At 51.5% G+C, this 18,458-nt stretch carries 9 protein-coding genes, 2 tRNA genes and 3 rRNA genes; 11 read left to right on the top strand and 3 right to left on the bottom strand.

The genetic code is table 11. From position 1 onward, the window contains the following. Positions 1-8 precede the first annotated feature (8 nt). A complete protein-coding gene (pqiB, locus tag ACW44H_RS10570) occupies positions 9-1,709 on the bottom strand; it encodes an intermembrane transport protein PqiB (RefSeq protein WP_457504426.1) in 1,701 nt (566 codons plus the stop codon). After that, positions 1,702-3,087 carry a PqiA/YebS family transporter subunit gene (locus ACW44H_RS10565; protein WP_457504425.1) on the bottom strand — a complete coding sequence of 462 codons (1,386 nt, stop codon included), beginning with the start codon at positions 3,085-3,087 and terminating at the stop codon, positions 1,702-1,704. The genes pqiB and ACW44H_RS10565 overlap by 8 nt, the downstream gene beginning before the upstream one ends. Positions 3,088-3,455: 368 nt before the next feature. On the opposite strand from ACW44H_RS10565, the gene ACW44H_RS10560 reads away from it, so the two are divergent. The 6 genes from ACW44H_RS10560 (at position 3,456) to ACW44H_RS10535 (ending at position 11,500) form a co-directional block, all read left to right on the top strand. Then, positions 3,456-4,433, top strand: coding sequence for a calcium/sodium antiporter (locus ACW44H_RS10560; protein ID WP_113269693.1), 978 nt, complete (start codon positions 3,456-3,458; stop codon positions 4,431-4,433). A 224-nt stretch (positions 4,434-4,657) separates the two neighbouring features. Further along, on the top strand, positions 4,658-6,073 hold the full coding sequence (locus tag ACW44H_RS10555; protein ID WP_113269694.1) for a cytochrome ubiquinol oxidase subunit I: 1,416 nt from the start codon (positions 4,658-4,660) through the stop codon (positions 6,071-6,073). A 2-nt stretch (positions 6,074-6,075) separates the two neighbouring features. Beyond that, positions 6,076-7,077, top strand: a complete 1,002-nt coding sequence (cydB, locus tag ACW44H_RS10550) for a cytochrome d ubiquinol oxidase subunit II (RefSeq protein ID WP_457504424.1) — start codon at positions 6,076-6,078, stop codon at positions 7,075-7,077. Between the two features lie 4 nt (positions 7,078-7,081). After that, on the top strand, positions 7,082-8,755 hold the full coding sequence (cydD, locus tag ACW44H_RS10545; protein WP_457504423.1) for a thiol reductant ABC exporter subunit CydD: 1,674 nt from the start codon (positions 7,082-7,084) through the stop codon (positions 8,753-8,755). Further along, a complete protein-coding gene (gene cydC / locus ACW44H_RS10540) occupies positions 8,752-10,458 on the top strand; it encodes a thiol reductant ABC exporter subunit CydC (protein WP_457504422.1) in 1,707 nt (568 codons plus the stop codon). Before cydD ends, cydC begins: the two co-directional genes overlap by 4 nt. Before the next feature lie 49 nt (positions 10,459-10,507). Then, positions 10,508-11,500, top strand: a complete 993-nt coding sequence (locus tag ACW44H_RS10535; protein ID WP_457504420.1) for an adenosine deaminase — start codon at positions 10,508-10,510, stop codon at positions 11,498-11,500. Between the two features lie 58 nt (positions 11,501-11,558). On the opposite strand, the gene ACW44H_RS10530 is transcribed toward ACW44H_RS10535, so the two are convergent. Next, positions 11,559-12,545, bottom strand: a complete 987-nt coding sequence (locus tag ACW44H_RS10530; protein WP_457504419.1) for a cytochrome-c peroxidase — start codon at positions 12,543-12,545, stop codon at positions 11,559-11,561. A gap of 435 nt (positions 12,546-12,980) precedes the next feature. Between ACW44H_RS10530 and ACW44H_RS10525 the strand changes: the two genes are divergently transcribed. From ACW44H_RS10525 to rrf, 5 genes are all read left to right on the top strand, one after another. Then, positions 12,981-14,509 (top strand): 16S ribosomal RNA (locus ACW44H_RS10525). Between the two features lie 116 nt (positions 14,510-14,625). Beyond that, positions 14,626-14,702, top strand: a tRNA-Ile gene (locus ACW44H_RS10520). Positions 14,703-14,807: 105 nt separating this feature from the next. Then, a tRNA-Ala gene (locus tag ACW44H_RS10515) sits at positions 14,808-14,883 on the top strand. A 223-nt stretch (positions 14,884-15,106) separates the two neighbouring features. After that, a 23S ribosomal RNA gene (locus ACW44H_RS10510) occupies positions 15,107-17,996 on the top strand. Positions 17,997-18,151: 155 nt separating this feature from the next. Then, positions 18,152-18,267, top strand: a 5S ribosomal RNA gene (gene rrf / locus ACW44H_RS10505). The 16S, 23S and 5S rRNA genes sit together here with 2 tRNA genes alongside, the layout of an rRNA operon. The last annotated feature ends 191 nt before the right edge of the window (positions 18,268-18,458 follow it).

Here is an 18,458-nt window from a genome sequence, read left to right as displayed (position 1 = left end):
TTGGCTCCTTAGTCACGTGGTGCACGCGGAATAGGGTCTTGAGCATCCAGGTTGTCAAACAGTAGTGCCCTGGGATTGTCATTGAGCGTGCGCGTAAGCGGCTGTAGATCACGCATTAAGCGATCCAGTCGTTCGATCGCAGTGGTGAGCTCTTGATACGCGGGCGACGAAGGTGATAGCCCTTGTAATGTGCTACGCAATTCCTCAAGTGTTCCGTTGAGATTGCCCCCAATGGCTTGGGTCTCAGGGTCATTCAGTAACTGATTTATCGAAGAGCTTACTTCGCGAATCTCGTTGAGTACGCTTTCAGAAGCCTCTAAATTGCGGTCCAGGCCGGTTAATAGCGGCTCAACCTCAAGCGCGTTTAGCTTATCCAGTAAATCTGTTACCTGGGCTTGTATCTGTGCAAAGCCGCCTGCCACCGTTGGAAAGACGCTGCGGTCAGAAAATTGCTCAGCGGTATACTCATCGGCAAGGTCACGGTGGAAGTTTAGGTCGACAAACAGTGCACCCGTTAGCAGATTGCCACTTTTTAACGATGCACGGAGCCCTAAGCCGAACATGCGCTGGAACCGCTCCTCCCATTCTTCGAGGTCAATATCGCTATTTTCAATACCCAGTCGCTGAGGCTCAATCCTAATCAGTACGGGAATCGCAAAGCGTGCACGTGAGTCGGGCTGCGGCGCAGTAAAGTTCCAGGGCACGGCGGCAACGGTGCCCATGCGCACACCACGAAACTCGACCGGCGCTCCCTTGGACAGGCCACGCACTGTTTCATCTACCAGTAGCACATATTCTAAATAGCGGTTAAAGGTCCCTTCTCGTGCTGCGTCTTCATCAGCATAGAGGGTGAAGCGGGTATTGGCTTCAACCGGTTGTCCCATTGGTAAATCTTCGGGGACGCCGAAGGTGACACCACCACCGAGTAGCGCTTCAATAGATTCAACGTTAACGCGTACACCATCGGCACCTAGGCGAAAGTCGATGCCACTTGAGGTCCAAAAACGCGTACTGTCAGTGACTAAATTGGTATATGGCTCTTCAATGAATACCTGATGTTGCATGGTGCGTGACTCAGGCTCAAAACTGTTCTCTTCAATACGTCCCACGGTGTAGCCTTGATAAGACACCGGATCGCCAACGCGAAGAGAGTTGCCCATTTGGCTGGTTAAGCTAAGACGAAGCCCTGCCTGACCAGCAGGTGCTACAGGGGGGGTATCACTGACTGGAAATTCTCGTCGCGGCGCTTCTTCAGTGCCAGGCTCAAGCTGAATATAAGCCCCTGAGAGCACGGTGCCTAAGCCGCTAATCCCTTCACGACCGATACGTGGCTTGACCACCCAGAAACGGCTGTCTTCGCGCAACATATCCTCTACTTCTGGCTGGATACTGGCGGTCAAAACAGCGTGGGACAGGTCATCTGAGAGTTGTACGTTTTGGACCCTTCCGATCTCAACATTGCGGCTACGAATGAGCGTATTGCCCGCTTCGATGCCTTCTGCATTATCCATGTTAAGCGTTACCAGGATGCCGCGATTGGAGTAATTATCGTATACCAGCCATAACCCAATGGCGATGGCAACGATCGGCACTATCCATATAGGCGAAAGGCGGGTTTGGCGTGATGTTTTAGCTTTATTTAAATCCTGTTCGTTGGTTGAGTTGGTTTTCGTTTGTTCAGAAGTAGGCGGTGTTGTTTCGTTAGCCATCAACAGGTTCCTTGGTGGCCGTTTTACGGCGAAGAAGAGAGTGACGTAGTGAATTTTTAGCAGGGAGAGGCGTATCCCAAATTAAGCGTGGATCAAATGTCATCGCCGCTAGCATGGTCAATACTACCACTGAGCCAAAGGCGAGCGCCGCCGGGCCAGGTGTGATCGACATTAATGATCCGGCGCGAATCAATGCCACTAAAATGGCGACGACGAAGACATCCACCATTGACCAGCGCCCAATAAATTCTGTTAGTCGATAAAGCCGGGTACGGCTTTGGGCATTGAGTACACTGCTGCGCCTGACGACTAAGCAAAGCCAGGTTAACGCGACTAATTTACCTACTGGAACGATAACGCTGGCAATAAAAATGACGGCAGCGATGGGCCAAGAGCCCATTTGGATGAGTTGAACAACCCCGCCAATAATAGTTGAGGGCGTTGAGTGGCCTAGACTGGTGGTTGTCATAATAGGGTACACATTGGCGGGAATATACATGATGGCCGATGCGCAGAGGAGCGCCCAGGTGCGCTGTAAGCTATGTGGCAAGCGTTGATGAAGCTTTTCATGGCAGCGAGTGCAGTAGCCGCGTCCTTGTGGCGATAGGCGGTTGATGAGTCCGCAGGTTGGGCAGCCAGTTAACCCTTGTCCTGCTGCAGGAACGCCCGTTTGAGTACCTTCGGGAGCCAGCGGTTCTCCCTCTAACGAGAACCACATCCAGTCGGCGTCGATAGACTGGGTCGTCATCAATAACAGCAGCGCAAATACACAAAATGCCCAGAACGATATGCCTAGCTCAACATCGGCCAGGCCGGCTATTTTGATCAGGCTGACTAAGGCGCCAATGATGAAGACATCAGCCATCATCCAAGGTGTTAGGTGAGATAGGGAGCGTGCAATATCCCGGCTAAAGGGCAATAGGCGGTCACGCAGAAGGCCAAATTGAAGCCACAGAACGCCGATAAGGTATACCGCTGGCAGCACGACAATCGTCATGATGATGGCGATAGCGACTATGGGTTGATGAAAGCCAATCAGGGTAGTGGCGGTCTGCGTTAGCTCGATACGGTTACTAACACCACTAACTGTGAAGCTAATAAAGGGAAATGACACCGCCACTATGAGGGCAATCAGTGAGGCGATGGCCAGGGCCATACTGCGTTGTGCTGGGTAGCGATGGCGTTTGACCAAGACATGTGTACAGCGCGGACAGCTTGCTTTTTCGCCTGCGCTAAGCGGCGGCAATGCCGACACCCAGTCGCACTCATGACAAGCACGCAAACGCCGCCGCTGAGTTCTAACTTCAGGGGGCGAGCGGTCAACGAGGGGGGTGTTGACCGGTAATGTATGTCGCTTTATTAATCGTTGTGGAGGCAAAAACCAAAACTCTCAGTGCGAATCCTTAGTAAAACTACTAGGATGTGGCGGATTAGGCGGTCAAACGCGCTTTTTAGCAACCCTATGTTGCTGAAATACTACTCAAAAAACATAGACTAGCAGCTTGACTAAGGCGTCAGCTTAGAGAACGATCTGCGGCGCAATGAGAGACAGTTGAATGCGACCTGCAGAGTGGCTGACTCGTTTGCCAGGGATCATTCATAAGCAAAGTGCCGCTAGTAATAGCACCTTAAGGCCGTCTCTATGAAGTAGTTCTTAAAAGTAGCCCTTAGAATGAGTCCCTAGATACAGTTCTTAAATGTGACGCATGGAAACAGTGCCGATCATTATGCCATGAAGGAAATGAAATGTTGCTTCCCATATTAGCGGTTGTGTTTGGATTGGTATTACTGGTTTGGAGTGCCGAGAAGTTTATCGATGGCGCAGCGGCTACATCTCGTTGGCTTGGGCTTTCACCCCTGTTGATTGGTATGTTGGTCATTGGGTTTGGTACTTCAGCGCCGGAAATGATGGTTTCAGTACTGGCTGCGTTGGACGGCAATCCAGGATTGGCAGTAGGCAACGCCTACGGTTCAAATATTGCTAATATTGGTTTAATACTCGGGTTGGTCGCGCTGATTGCTCCCCTTGCTGTTCACTCCAGTGTTATTCGCAAAGAGATGCCAATACTGATGCTCGTCATGTTGGCGACTGGCTTGATTCTTCTCGACGGTTTTGTAGCACGCTGGGAAGCCGTCTGTCTCTTACTGGCATTAGTGGTTTTTATTGTTGTTAGTATCGTTCGTTCACGCAACCAGCCAGACGACGCAATCGTCTCTGAAGTAGCTGAGACCCTGGATAGCAAGCCAATGTCCCGGGGGAAATCCATAATGTGGACGCTGGTAGGGCTGGCGCTGCTGATCGCCAGTTCCCGCTTGCTGGTGTGGGGAGCGGTTGAAATTGCGGTTCGTTTCGGCGTAAGCGACTTGATTGTTGGTTTGACCGTGGTAGCCATCGGTACTTCACTGCCCGAGCTAGCATCCTCTATCACTGCTTTGCGTCGTAAAGAGCATGACCTGGTGATCGGCAATGTGGTCGGTTCAAATTTGTTTAACAGCTTGGCGGTTGTCGGCCTTGCTGGAATTATTGCACCCATTGACGCAGGTCGAGAGGTATTAGTGCGTGACTGGAGTGTGATGACAGGCATGACGTTACTGATGATTCTGTTTGCTTTCTCTTGGCGTGGGCGCCCACGGCGAATCAACCGTTTGGAAGGGGGCATCTTACTGGCGCTATTTATCGCTTATACCGGCTATATGGTGAGCGTGGTAGTGTTATCCCGGTAGTTTGTCAGCGGACTATAGCCCATCTAAATTAGCCTGTGCGTCAATGAGACACATCAAAGACGTTGGGCTGTCTAAGGTAGGATGGTTACTTAGGAAAACAGAAAATTAAAAAATATTAAGAAATAAGCTTAGTGCTTATAACTAAAAGTGCAGTGCCATGAAGGCTCAACTAAGCTTGTGTGAACCCATTGATAGGATATCGATTCAGGTCTTAGGAGAGTGAAATGGAACTTGATCCCCTGGTGCTATCGCGGCTTCAGTTTGCATTCGTCGTATCGTTTCATGCGATCTTCCCCGTGTTTACTATTGGCTTGGCGTCTTACATCGCGCTGCTTCATGGCCTTTTCTACAAGACTGACAATCAAGCTTGGGATCGCCTTGCGCTTTTCTGGACAAAGGTATTTGCCGTTGTTTTTGGAATGGGAGTGGTGTCAGGCATCGTGATGTCGTTTCAATTTGGCACTAACTGGAGCAATTTTTCTCAAGCATCGTCTAATTTTATTGGCCCTATGCTGAGCTATGAAGTTATTACGGCTTTCTTCCTTGAAGCAGCCTTCTTAGGCGTACTGTTATTTGGTCGCGGTAAGGTACCTGAAGGGGTGCATTTATTTGCCGCTATTATGGTAGCGACAGGAACTTTCATTTCGACTTTTTGGATTTTATCAGCCAACAGCTGGCTACATACGCCTGCGGGTGTAGAACTCATTGATTCCCGCTTCCATGTTACCTCTTGGATGGAGGCTATATTTAATCCTTCCTTCCCTTATCGCTTCTTTCACATGGCAGTGGCTTCCTTTTTAACCGGTGGTTTTGTCGTGGCAGGCGTCAGCGCATGGTTTTTATTACGCGACCGTGACCCGGAAGCAAATCGTCGTGCGCTTTCAATGTGCCTTTGGCTGCTTCTTTTTCTCGCGCCGACCCAAGCGGTAATCGGTGACTTCCACGGGCTCAATACTTTAGAGCATCAGCCGACCAAGGTGGCTGCTATGGAGGGGCATTGGGAAACGGCCACGAATGTGCCGTTGCTGTTATTTGCGATACCTGATCAGGAGGCGCAAACCAACCATTTCTCATTTGGCGTTCCTAACTTAGCGAGCCTTATCCTTACCCATTCGGTTGATGGTGAAATACCGGGCATTAGTGAAGCGCCGCCTGAGGAACAGCCGCCTGTATTCATTGTGTTTTGGGCATTTCGCGTAATGGTGGGGATTGGGCTTTTAATGATTGCAGTTTCGTTGACGGGGCTGATATTACGGCGCAAAGGGCGCATCTATACACAACGGCTGTTTTTAAAGACGATGACCAGGATGATTGCGGTGCCGTTTGTGGCGGTCTTGGCTGGGTGGGTTGTTACCGAATCGGGCCGGGCCCCTTGGCTGGTTTACGGCATGATGACCCACGAAGAAGGCCTGACGCCTTCACTAACAGGGCCTATGGCGTTATTTACGCTACTTGGCTACATCCTGGTTTATGCGGTGGTTTTTTACGTAGGCATCTATTACCTCACACGCGTCGTGCGCAATGGTATGTTGCCCGAAGAAAAGCGTGAAACGGAAGCAGATAACTCTAGGCGGCCCATGCGTCCGATGTCAGGGGCGGAGACTTCCTTTGATGATGACCTTGACCCGGTGAGGAACTAAACATGGATATGTTTGATTTAACGTTAATTTGGGCTTTCATCATTGGTTTCGGCATCATCATGTATGTGTTGATGGATGGGTTTGATCTGGGATTGGGGATTATCTATCCCTTTGCTCCCGATGAGGATGCTCGGGATGTAATGATGAACTCGGTCGCACCAATATGGGATGGTAACGAAACGTGGTTGGTGCTGAGTGGGGCAGGGCTTTTAGGAGCCTTCCCATTAGTTTACACGGTATTTTTGCCGGCACTTTACATCGGTGTGTTCTTGATGCTGGCGGGACTGATCTTCAGGGGGGTGGCGTTTGAGCTGCGTTTTAAATCGCGCCGCAACCGGCATTGGTGGAATCGTGCATTTTCCTGGGGGTCGGCCATTGCTGCCTTTGCACAAGGTGCGGTCGTTGGAGCTTACATCCAGGGCTTTCCCGTTGAAAACTTTGCCTATGTAGGCGGTGCATTTGACTGGCTGACGCCATTCTCAGTGTTGACGGGGCTTGGCCTGATGGCAGGCTATGCTTTGCTAGGCGCTACTTGGTTGATACTAAAATCTGAGGGGTATGTGCAGGATTGGGCGTATAAAATCACTCCCTTGTTACTGGCGCTCGTGCTATTTGTTTTCGCCGTGATTAGTCTGTGGACGCCCTTCGTGAACCCGCTCGTATGGGAGCGCTGGTTTGGTAATATTCAGTTAATTTGGATTTTTCCTTTCTTGGCGTTGACCTGCGCATTTACCGTTTTTCGTTCTGTCCAAAAACGTCGTGAGCTAGCACCTTTTCTTGCCACTATTGGCATTTATGTCTTTACCTATCTGGGTCTGATCGTCAGCAAATGGCCCGTTGTCGTTCCACCGAACTACACGCTTTGGGATGCGGCTTCTGCGCCTGAGTCTCAGCTTTTCCTGCTGGTAGGCGTGGCCATTGTTATCCCTATTATATTGACCTATACCGCTTGGACCTATTGGGTGTTTCGCGGCAAGGTGCGAGTAGGCGAGGGATACCACTAATCACATGGGAACTGAGCATGCGCTCTCTCTAACGCCACGCCGTTGGCTAAAAACATTGGCTAAAGGAGAGCGCCATTACCTGTTTGGTTCATCGCTATGTGGCGTGTTGGCAGGTAGCCAAACGATTGTCATGGTAGTTGGCCTGGCGTGGCTTATTGATCAGATAGCAGTACATGATCGTTCTCCCACAGCCTTATTTCCTGTATTCGCTCTGCTGGTAGGTAGCGTTTTGTTACGCGCTGCCTTTCAGTGGGGGCATGAAATACTGGGCCTGGAAGCAAGCCTACGTATTCGGCAGCATGCCAGATCGCAATTATTAAGTAAGCTGTCCGCCTTAGGCCCTGTTTGGCTAACCGGTCAGCACAGCGGCTCCCTAGCCAACCAGGCAGTTGAACATATTGATGCGCTGGAAGGGTATTTTTCCCGGTTTTATCCCCAATTGCGGATCGCACTGTGTTTGCCGCTGCTGATATTGGTGGTGGCGGGTTGGCTGGATTATCTGGTGGCACTGTTTTTACTACTTTCTGCACCGCTTATTCCGATTTTTATGGCGCTGGTAGGGATGGGAGCTGAGCGTCTTAATCACGATCAGTTTGTTGCCGTATCGAGGTTGTCAGCTCATTTCATAGATCGTGTGCGTGGTATGACAACACTGCAGTTATTTGGCCGAACCTCAGCCGCGCAACAAGATGTCTGGTACGCCACTGATGATTACCGACGTCTTAGTATGCGCACTTTGCGCCTAGCGTTTCTTTCCTCGGCGGTGCTGGAGTTTTTTGCCTCCGTAGCCATTGCGGTAGTGGCCATGTATGTTGGTTTTGGCCTGCTGGGGTATATCGAGTACGGTCCTTCATCATCTCTGACACTTTTTTCGGGCCTGGCAGTATTATTGCTGGCGCCTGAATTTTTCCAACCCTTGCGTACGCTTTCTCAGCACTATCATGACCGTGCAGCGGCACTGGGCGCTGCTGAGAGCGTGGTTAATGTGCTCAATGAACCAGCTTTAGTTAGCAGGCATGCCGCTGTGGCTCCGCTATTGAGTACCTCGGTCATTGAATTAACGGCTACTTGCGTTAGTTATCCTGTCCGAGGGCAAGTAATCGGTCCTATCGACCTGACGATAAAAAAGGGTGAAGTAGTGGCGATTAGCGGAGCCTCCGGTAGTGGAAAGTCGACCCTGCTGGCGTTACTGGCAGGTTTTCTCGCGCCTAGTTCCGGCATATATCGTCTACAAGAAAACTACCAGTATGCTTGGTTAGATCAGCAACCCTGTCTTTTACACGGCAGTTTGATTGATAACCTGCGCTTAGCAGCACCACAAGCGTCCCATGAGCAAATGGAAGCTGCGCTGTACCGGGCAGGCTTTGGACCTTTCTTGAAACAGCTGCCTGATGGGCTTGATACCTTAATCGGTGAGAGAGGGGTTGGCTTGTCGGGCGGCCAGGCCCAGCGCCTTGCACTCGCACGTGTGTACCTTAGCAATGCACCGCTGGTGTTATTGGATGAGCCTACCGCCAGCCTGGATCAAGACACTGAGCAGTTTGTGATGTCAGCTTTACTTAAGCTTGCCCAAGAGGGGCGCACCCTGGTAATTGCTACCCACCATCCTGCTGTTATAGCTGCTGCGCAACGCCATTTTTCTTTTGAAAGGGATGAGTTGGTAGAGGTGCTCGCTTGATTGCTATTTTCCGCGACTTTCGCCCTTGGCTGTTGCTTCTAATACAGCGGCGCAGGCGTTTTTTAGTGGGCGCTTTTCTCATTTGGATTACCCAAATGGCTGGGCTTGCCCTGCTAGGACTATCGGGCTGGTTTATTACCGCCAGTGCATTAACCGGTATTGCCTTAACACTGGGTATTGCCGCGCATTTAGATGTTTATGTGCCCGGTGGCGGTATTCGTTTTTTTGCCTTGACGCGTACCGTTGCGCGTTATATTGAGCGGCTTTACAACCATAATACGGTCTTAACGCTGCTGGCTGACTTACGCTATCGTGTATTTGGCTATTTAACGCAATTGGATGATGCTCGCTTGCACGGTGAGCGTGCCAGTGATTGGCTGAGTCGCTTAACGGCTGATATCGACACCCTGGATAATTTTTATTTGCGTATTTTGGTGCCGCCATTTGTAGCACTGCTTGGCATTATGACGGTATCGCTTTTTGTGGCTATTTGGTTGCCCAGTGTTGCCGTGTTGATGGCAGGGACGCTAGGGCTGCTCTGGTTAGTAGTGACGTTGTTCGCCGCTTCGTGGGGATTCTCTCAAAGCTACCAGCAGGTCGTTGACCAACAGTCTCTGCGTCACCTAGTCGTCGACCAAGTTCAGGCTGCCGCTGAGTTAATGAGTTATCAAAGCGCGCAGTGGCACCGTGAAATTATTGCTGGCCATGAGCAGCAAGCGTACATTAATCAACGCCGCTTAGGGCGCAAGGCGGCGTTGATAAACAGCTTGGTGAGTGCCGTTAGCGGTTTGATGGTAGTGGCCGTGCTGTGGCTTGCTAGCTTGGCGTTTACCCAGCAACTGGTAACAGCTCCGATTGTAGTGATGGCCGTATTGATCGCACTGGGGGTGAATGAGATGTTCATTGCGCTACCTGCCAGTTTTATGAAGCTTGGTGCGAGCTACGCGGCTGTTCGGCGGTTAAATCAATTAACCAGTGATTCCAAGCCGGTACATCCAACGGCGACGCTTTCAGAAGAAGCAGGCTTGGCTATCCGTACTAATCACCTCTCTTTGCATTATGCGCAGACATTGCAGCCAGCGCTAAGTAACGTCGATTTTCACCTACCAGCCGGTAAGCGAGCGGTTATTACCGGCAATTCCGGTGCTGGTAAATCTTCCTTAGCCAGTGTGTTGATGGGGCGCTTAAAAGCTACGCAGGGTGAAGTAACGATAGGTGGTGAGCTCCCCTGGCAGCTGTCATCCGAAAGCCGTGCCCACCATTTTGCAATGCTGACCCAACAAGTAGACCTGTTTGATACTTCGTTAGCCGAGAACCTGCGTGTAGCCAATCCATCCGCTAGCGATGCAGCACTCTGGGAGGTGCTTGGTGCTGTTGTGCTGGACGGTTGGGTTCAGCAACTACCGCAAGGCTTAGCAACAGCGGTGGGAGAGAAGGGTCAGCAGCTTTCCGGCGGGCAAGCCAGGCGGTTGGCGCTCGCGCGCTTAATGTTACGGAATCCTCAGGTGGTGTTTCTTGACGAGCCGTTTGCGGGTGTTGACGCTGCGACGGCGAAGCATATTGCAGCTTCTTTGGACCAATGGTTGGTTAATAGAACGGCTATCTATTTTGTTCATCAAGCTAACTCACTCAATCTATTGCCTGGGGTCGAGTACCACTGGCACCTTGATGCCGGTAAACTTAGCCAATGCCTGCTTAACTAATCATTAGTGAGTGACATTGTTTAATTGATACGACAACAAGGGGCCCTCAATGCACGATTTTTTACGCGACCTTCCTAAAGTAGAGCTCCATTTACATATCGAAGGCTCGCTTGAGCCAGAATTAATGTTTTCTTTGGCGCAGCGTAATGGCGTTGAATTGCCCTATGCCACGGTGCAAGAAGCTAAAGATGCTTACCATTTTAGTGATCTGCAAGGGTTCCTGAATCTCTATTTCCAAGGCATGAATGTGCTTCGTAATGAAGAGGACTTTTACGACCTGGCGATGGACTACTTCAAGCGCGCCCGGGGTGAAGGCGTTGTACATATCGACATGCACTTTGACCCCCAGGCACACCTGCAGCGTGGAGTGCCGCTTGAAGTAATAATGGCTGGGCTATTAAAAGCCAAGCAAGAGGCAGAGGACACACTGGATCTTTCCATCGGCATGATTATGGCTTTTTTGCGCGATCGTCCCGCAGAGGAGGCATTGCAGGTGCTTGAACAAGCGGCCCCTTATTGGAAAATGCTGGATGCCATTGGTTTAGACAGCGCTGAGCAGAATAATCCTCCTGCAGCGTTTATTGATGTATTCGAGCGCGCCAAGCAACTTGGGCTTGTTCGCTTGGCGCATGCGGGTGAAGAGGGGCCCGCCGAGTATATTACAGAGGCTCTGGATGTCCTTGGTGTGCAGCGCATAGATCATGGGGTGCGCTGCTTGGAAAGTGATGAAGTGGTGAAGCGCTTGCGCAGTGAACAGGTTGTTCTAACGGTTTGCCCGCTCTCTAATGTCAGTTTAAAAGTAGTAGAAGAACTGCGAGACCATCCTCTTCCCAAACTCTTGGCTGAAGGGCTAAAAGTAACGATTAGCTCAGATGATCCCGCCTATTTTGGTGGTGGCATGCTGACTAATCACATCGCTTGTGCAGAGGCATTTGGATGGGATCAGACGATATTTCGTCAGTTAACGCGTAATGCTATTGAGGAAGCTTTTGCTACCCAGGAGCGACGCGAAGAGCTGTTAGCTCGGTTGGCTGAAGTATAACGTTTAGCCGCCTGGCGATGATGGCCAGGCGGCTGCTTAGCTGAAGCTAGGGAGTGGTTTAAGGCAGGGCAGGTACTTCAAAGTCAGGCATTTCGCCGGTTAATGTATGCAGAAATGCGGTGATATCACTAATCGTGCCATCATCGAACTCGCGCCCCAACATTTCCTGTCCCATGATGGCGACAGCCTCTTCCAGCGTTTCGGTGGCACCGTTATTCATGTACGGATAGGTTACCGCCACATTACGTAGCGTGGGGGTTCTGAAGCGATACTTGTCGCTTTCTTCTTCCGTAACAACATAGCGGCCTAAATCGGTTGATCCCGGCACTTGTATCGCGTGGAATTGGCTGTCGGTAAAATTTGCTCCCCGATGGCAAGCGATACAGCCGTTATCAACAAACGCTACCATGCCATCTTTGGCTTGCTCGCTTATCGCTTCTTGATCGCCGTGTAGGTAACGATCAAATGGTGAGTTGGGAGTGTTGAGTGTGCGTTGGAATGCGGCTAGTGCATGCGCTAAGTTATCATCAGTAATGGGATCTTCTTGACTAGGATAGGCCTCGCTGAATTTTTGCTGATAAAGCTCGAAACCTACTAACCGTTCTAGTGCCTTGTCTAGGTCCATGGCCATTTCTACTGGTGCTTCAATAGGCCCCAGTGCTTGGGCTTCTAAATCAGGCGCGCGACCATCCCAAAATTGTGAGCCTAAGAAGCCACTGTTTAATACAGTCGGTGTATTGCGTTCACCCACTTGTCCATCATGGCCCACTGCACGTGGAATCCGGTCGGCCCAGCCCAGTGCTGGGTTATGGCAGGTGGCGCAGCTGATAACGCCGCTAGAAGATATACGCGGTTCAAAAAACAGCATATTACCAAGTTCGACCTTCTCCTCTGTTAACGAGTTATCGGCTGGTATAGGCGGTAAGTAAGGCAGCGCTTCGAAGCGGTCACGGTAATTTTCCAGCCCATCATCAGCCATGGCTAAACTCGCTGTTAAAAAACTGCTCATCGCCAAAGTAGGTAATAATATAGCTTTTGTGGTCATGATTTTTCTCCCTTGCTTTTACAACCGGCGTCTCGGTTCTGATGAAGTAAAGCGTCAACGGCCGCTATCTATAAGCTTATGGGAGAAGAAATTAGTCGTTTTGTCCTGGATCAAGTCCTGGGTTGTTTTATGGTCTGCTTCTGAGGAACCTTCGTCTTTAATGACTTTTGCTGATGAATCTCCAAATCGCTATTGACCTTATTGGTAAATCGGGTAGTATACGCACACGTCAACGGGGCACAGCCTCAACGACCAGCTCTTTAACAATTTGATCAGGTAATTCATGTGGGCGCTTGCTGACGTTGGTGACAAATCACCAAATGTCAAGGCAAGCGGTCATGAGAACGTAAGTTTGAATGAATTCGTTTGAACCTTGAGCCAAGTTTGATTCGCTTTTGTCACTTTCGAGTGACGAGTAAGAATCACAATGATTTTAAACTGAAGAGTTTGATCATGGCTCAGATTGAACGCTGGCGGCAGGCCTAACACATGCAAGTCGAGCGGTAACAGGTCCTTCGGGATGCTGACGAGCGGCGGACGGGTGAGTAATGCATAGGAATCTGCCTGGTAGTGGGGGATAACCTGGGGAAACCCAGGCTAATACCGCATACGTCCTACGGGAGAAAGGGGGCTTCGGCTCCCGCTATTGGATGAGCCTATGTCGGATTAGCTAGTTGGTGAGGTAATGGCTCACCAAGGCAACGATCCGTAGCTGGTCTGAGAGGATGATCAGCCACATCGGGACTGAGACACGGCCCGAACTCCTACGGGAGGCAGCAGTGGGGAATATTGGACAATGGGGGCAACCCTGATCCAGCCATGCCGCGTGTGTGAAGAAGGCCCTCGGGTTGTAAAGCACTTTCAGCGAGGAAGAACGCCTGGTGGTTAATACCCATCAGGAAAGACATCACTCGCAGAAGAAGCACCGGCTAACTCCGTGCCAGCAGCCGCGGTAATACGGAGGGTGCAAGCGTTAATCGGAATTACTGGGCGTAAAGCGCGCGTAGGTGGCTTGATAAGCCGGTTGTGAAAGCCCCGGGCTCAACCTGGGAACGGCATCCGGAACTGTCAGGCTAGAGTGCAGGAGAGGAAGGTAGAATTCCCGGTGTAGCGGTGAAATGCGTAGAGATCGGGAGGAATACCAGTGGCGAAGGCGGCCTTCTGGACTGACACTGACACTGAGGTGCGAAAGCGTGGGTAGCAAACAGGATTAGATACCCTGGTAGTCCACGCCGTAAACGATGTCGACCAGCCGTTGGGTGCCTAGCGCACTTTGTGGCGAAGTTAACGCGATAAGTCGACCGCCTGGGGAGTACGGCCGCAAGGTTAAAACTCAAATGAATTGACGGGGGCCCGCACAAGCGGTGGAGCATGTGGTTTAATTCGATGCAACGCGAAGAACCTTACCTACCCTTGACATCCTGCGAACCCGGAAGAGATTCCGGGGTGCCTTCGGGAACGCAGAGACAGGTGCTGCATGGCTGTCGTCAGCTCGTGTTGTGAAATGTTGGGTTAAGTCCCGTAACGAGCGCAACCCTTGTCCTTATTTGCCAGCGAGTAATGTCGGGAACTCTAAGGAGACTGCCGGTGACAAACCGGAGGAAGGTGGGGACGACGTCAAGTCATCATGGCCCTTACGGGTAGGGCTACACACGTGCTACAATGGCCGGTACAAAGGGCTGCGAGCTCGCGAGAGTCAGCGAATCCCTTAAAGCCGGTCTCAGTCCGGATCGGAGTCTGCAACTCGACTCCGTGAAGTCGGAATCGCTAGTAATCGTGAATCAGAATGTCACGGTGAATACGTTCCCGGGCCTTGTACACACCGCCCGTCACACCATGGGAGTGGACTGCACCAGAAGTGGTTAGCCTAACGCAAGAGGGCGATCACCACGGTGTGGTTCATGACTGGGGTGAAGTCGTAACAAGGTAGCCGTAGGGGAACCTGCGGCTGGATCACCTCCTTAAACGATGCGTCACAGTCAGTAAGCGTCCACAATGAATTACCTGATCAGATCATAGAGCAAACGGTAGTTTTTCGGCTGTGTTTGAGTGATTAGTTCAAACTGGCAGCGGAATACCCGGGTCTGTAGCTCAGTTGGTTAGAGCGCACCCCTGATAAGGGTGAGGTCGGCAGTTCAAGTCTGCCCAGACCCACCAAATTTTATCCAGCACTGCGTTATTTTATGACTCGCATAGCAGGCTATGTGTCGCCATAAAATATCTTGTTCTGAATAAAATTTCCCGGAAAAGTTATGTATTAATGGGGCCATAGCTCAGCTGGGAGAGCGCCTGCCTTGCACGCAGGAGGTCAGCGGTTCGATCCCGCTTGGCTCCACCATTAAGTCCTTATCTTACATGCCGTTTGTTGATGTTTCGTGACCATTGATAAGTCGTACGCTAAGCGTCGCCTTATCACTGTTCATTGAACAGCTGCTCTTTAACAATGTATATCATGCTGACAAGAACACTTCGCAAGAAGTGGTCTTAAATTGTGATACGTCTCAAGCGTATCCGGCAAATGAAACGTTATCATTGCGAGTCCAGACTCCTTCGGGTTATAGGGTCAAGCAATGAAGCGCACACGGTGGATGCCTAGGCAGCCAGAGGCGATGAAAGACGTGGTAGCCTGCGATAAGGTTCGGTGAGGTGGCAACAACCTGTGACCCGGACATCTCTGAATGGGGAAACCCACTCATCATAAGATGAGTATCGTGCATTGAATACATAGATGTACGAGGCGAACCAGGGGAACTGAAACATCTAAGTACCCTGAGGAAAAGAAATCAACCGAGATTCCCCTAGTAGCGGCGAGCGAACGGGGACCAGCCCTTAAGCATGAGACTGATTAGGCGAACGCGTTGGGAAGCGCGGCCGTAGCGGGTGATAGCCCCGTAGTCGAAAATCTGATCATGTGAAATCGAGTAGGTCGGGGCACGAGAAACCTTGACTGAAGACGGGGGGACCATCCTCCAAGGCTAAATACTCCTGGCTGACCGATAGTGAACCAGTACCGTGAGGGAAAGGCGAAAAGAACCCCGGAGAGGGGAGTGAAATAGATCCTGAAACCGTGTGCGTACAAGCAGTAGGAGCAGACTTGTTCTGTGACTGCGTACCTTTTGTATAATGGGTCAGCGACTTATATTCAGTGGCGAGGTTAACCGTATAGGGGAGCCGTAGGGAAACCGAGTCTTAACTGGGCGACACAGTCGCTGGATATAGACCCGAAACCGAGCGATCTATCCATGAGCAGGGTGAAGATTGAGTAACATCAATTGGAGGCCCGAACCAGGATCTGTTGAAAAAGATTTGGATGACTTGTGGATCGGAGTGAAAGGCTAATCAAGCTCGGAGATAGCTGGTTCTCCTCGAAAGCTATTTAGGTAGCGCCTCATGTAGTACCGCCGGGGGTAGAGCACTGTTTCGGCTAGGGGGTCATCCCGACTTACCAACCCGAGGCAAACTCCGAATACCGGTGAGTAACGCGTGGGAGACACACGGCGGGTGCTAACGTCCGTCGTGAAAAGGGAAACAACCCAGACCGTCAGCTAAGGTCCCGAAATCCTGGTTAAGTGGGAAACGATGTGGGAAGGCTCAGACAGCTAGGAGGTTGGCTTAGAAGCAGCCATCCTTTAAAGAAAGCGTAATAGCTCACTAGTCGAGTCGGCCTGCGCGGAAGATGTAACGGGGCTAAACCAGGTACCGAAGCTACGGGTTCACACTTAGGTGTGAGCGGTAGAGGAGCGTCGTGTAAGCCAATGAAGGTGAATTGAGAAGTTCGCTGGAGGTATCACGAGTGCGAATGCTGACATGAGTAACGATAAAGGGAGTGAAAAACTCCCTCGCCGGAAGACCAAGGGTTTCTGTTCGACGCTAATCGGAGCAGAGTGAGTCGGCCCCTAAGGCGAGGCCGAAAGGCGTAGTCGATGGGAAACGGGTCAATATTCCCGTACCGGACATGGTTGCGATGGGGGGACGAAGAAGGCTAGGTGAGCCAGGCGTTGGTTGTCCTGGTGAAAGCATGTAGGCCGAGATCTTAGGCAAATCCGGGATCTTAAAGCCGAGATGCGAAACGAACTGACCACGGTCAGGAAGTCACTGATGCCACGCTTCCAGGAAAAGCCTCTAAGCTTCAGATCATGTGCGACCGTACCCCAAACCGACACAGGTGGTCAGGGTGAGAATCCCAAGGCGCTTGAGAGAACTCGGGTGAAGGAACTAGGCAAAATGGTGCCGTAACTTCGGGAGAAGGCACGCCGGCGTAGGGTGATGAGACTTGCTCTCTAAGCCCGAACCGGTCGAAGATACCAGGTGGCTGCAACTGTTTATTAAAAACACAGCACTCTGCTAACGCGCAAGCGGACGTATAGGGTGTGACGCCTGCCCGGTGCCGGAAGGTTAAATGATGGTGTTAGCCGTAAGGCGAAGCTCTTGATTGAAGCCCCGGTAAACGGCGGCCGTAACTATAACGGTCCTAAGGTAGCGAAATTCCTTGTCGGGTAAGTTCCGACCTGCACGAATGGCGTAATGATGGCCACGCTGTCTCCACCCGAGACTCAGTGAAATTGAAATCGCCGTGAAGATGCGGTGTACCCGCGGCTAGACGGAAAGACCCCGTGAACCTTTACTATAGCTTCACACTGGACGCTGATGTTGCCTGTGTAGGATAGCTGGGAGGCTTTGAACTTCGGACGCCAGTTCGAAGGGAGCCAACCTTGAAATACCAGCCTGGCATCATTGGCGTTCTCACTCAGGTCCGTTATCCGGATCGAGGACAGTGTGTGGTGGGTAGTTTGACTGGGGCGGTCTCCTCCTAAAGAGTAACGGAGGAGCACGAAGGTACCCTCAGCACGGTCGGACATCGTGCATTGAGTGCAAGAGCATAAGGGTGCTTGACTGCGAGACAGACACGTCGAGCAGGTGCGAAAGCAGGTTCTAGTGATCCGGTGGTTCTGTATGGAAGGGCCATCGCTCAACGGATAAAAGGTACTCCGGGGATAACAGGCTGATACCGCCCAAGAGTTCACATCGACGGCGGTGTTTGGCACCTCGATGTCGGCTCATCACATCCTGGGGCTGAAGTCGGTCCCAAGGGTATGGCTGTTCGCCATTTAAAGTGGTACGCGAGCTGGGTTTAGAACGTCGTGAGACAGTTCGGTCCCTATCTGCCGTGGGCGTTGGATGTTTGAGAAGGGCTGCTCCTAGTACGAGAGGACCGGAGTGGACGACCCTCTGGTGTTCCGGTTGTCACGCCAGTGGCATTGCCGGGTAGCTATGGTCGGACGGGATAACCGCTGAAAGCATCTAAGCGGGAAGCCCCCTTCAAGATGAGACATCCCTGAGGCCTAGAGCCTCCTGAAGGGCCCAGCGAGACCAGCTGGTTGATAGGCACGGTGTGGAAGCGCTGCAAGGCGTTGAGCTAACGTGTACTAATGGCCCGTGAGGCTTGACCCTATAACACCCAAGGGGTCTGGTCGTAGTGATAACGAGACATTAACAACACCGGATACGCAGCGTGTGGCCCAGGAAAAGTAAAGCCAGGGCGGCAGGCGATGAGACGATCACAAGATAGCAAACGCTAGTCAGCATGATGTACATAGCCAGTTACGCCTGACGACCATAGCGAGCGTGAACCACCTGATCCCTTGCCGAACTCAGCAGTGAAACCGCTTAGCGCCGATGGTAGTGTGGGGTCTCCCCATGCGAGAGTAGGTCATCGTCAGGCACTTATTCAACGAAGAACCCAGCCACCCGGCTGGGTTTTTTGTTGCCTGGAAGAAAAGCACGACCATACCTCCTTCCTCTGTCATGGCGAGGAGCGCAGCGACGCGGCCATCTCGTACTGCGGTGGCCAGCCACCCCGAGATCGCTGCGCTTCGCTCGCGATGACATGTGAAAGCGTGATGATAGGTGGAG

It is taken from the genome of Vreelandella sulfidaeris Esulfide1, from assembly GCF_054072535.1.
This window is presented reverse-complemented; position numbering and strand designations above follow the sequence as displayed.

Excerpts from the sequence above, each read along its gene's own strand:
- cydB (WP_457504424.1), top strand. The coding sequence starts at position 6,076 with ATGGATATGTTTGATTTAACGTTAATTTGGGCTTTCATCATTGGTTTC.
- ACW44H_RS10560 (WP_113269693.1), top strand. The coding sequence starts at position 3,456 with ATGTTGCTTCCCATATTAGCGGTTGTGTTTGGATTGGTATTACTGGTT.
- ACW44H_RS10530 (WP_457504419.1), bottom strand. The coding sequence starts at position 12,545 with ATGACCACAAAAGCTATATTATTACCTACTTTGGCGATGAGCAGTTTT.
- ACW44H_RS10535 (WP_457504420.1), top strand. The coding sequence starts at position 10,508 with ATGCACGATTTTTTACGCGACCTTCCTAAAGTAGAGCTCCATTTACAT.
- cydD (WP_457504423.1), top strand. The coding sequence starts at position 7,082 with ATGGGAACTGAGCATGCGCTCTCTCTAACGCCACGCCGTTGGCTAAAA.
- ACW44H_RS10555 (WP_113269694.1), top strand. The coding sequence starts at position 4,658 with ATGGAACTTGATCCCCTGGTGCTATCGCGGCTTCAGTTTGCATTCGTC.
- pqiB (WP_457504426.1), bottom strand. The coding sequence starts at position 1,709 with ATGGCTAACGAAACAACACCGCCTACTTCTGAACAAACGAAAACCAAC.